Origin of the sequence: Caballeronia sp. INML1, from assembly GCF_023631085.1 — a bacterium.
Classification (GTDB): domain Bacteria; phylum Pseudomonadota; class Gammaproteobacteria; order Burkholderiales; family Burkholderiaceae; genus Caballeronia; species Caballeronia turbans.
This window is the reverse complement of the sequence record NZ_JALQDT010000113.1, coordinates 1-301: the sequence shown is the minus strand read 5'-3', so window position 1 is coordinate 301 and position 301 is coordinate 1. Positions and strand designations below refer to the sequence as shown.

Sequence of the window (301 nt, the reverse complement as noted above, 5' to 3'; positions counted from 1 at the left end):
GAGAGGACTCGAACCTCCACGGTGTTGCCACCGCTAGGACCTGAACCTAGTGCGTCTACCAATTCCGCCACCTGGGCCAAGGGGTACAGCGAGCCCGCTATTTTAGCGGGAACCGGCACCGTGTCAACTGCAAAGTCATACGACTACGCTGAATCGAAAACACGGTCCCTGCACAAAAAGGAAAAGCCACCCGAAGGTGGCTTTTCCAAACATCTGGTGCCCAAGAGAGGACTCGAACCTCCACGGTGTTGCCACCGCTAGGACCTGAACCTAGTGCGTCTACCAATTCCGCCACCTGGGC

Annotated in this window: 1 tRNA gene; it reads right to left on the bottom strand. The window is 57.1% G+C overall.

The annotated features are described in order from the left end of the window. Positions 1-214: 214 nt before the first annotated feature. Positions 215-301: transfer RNA gene (locus tag NCR38_RS34040), tRNA-Leu, on the bottom strand.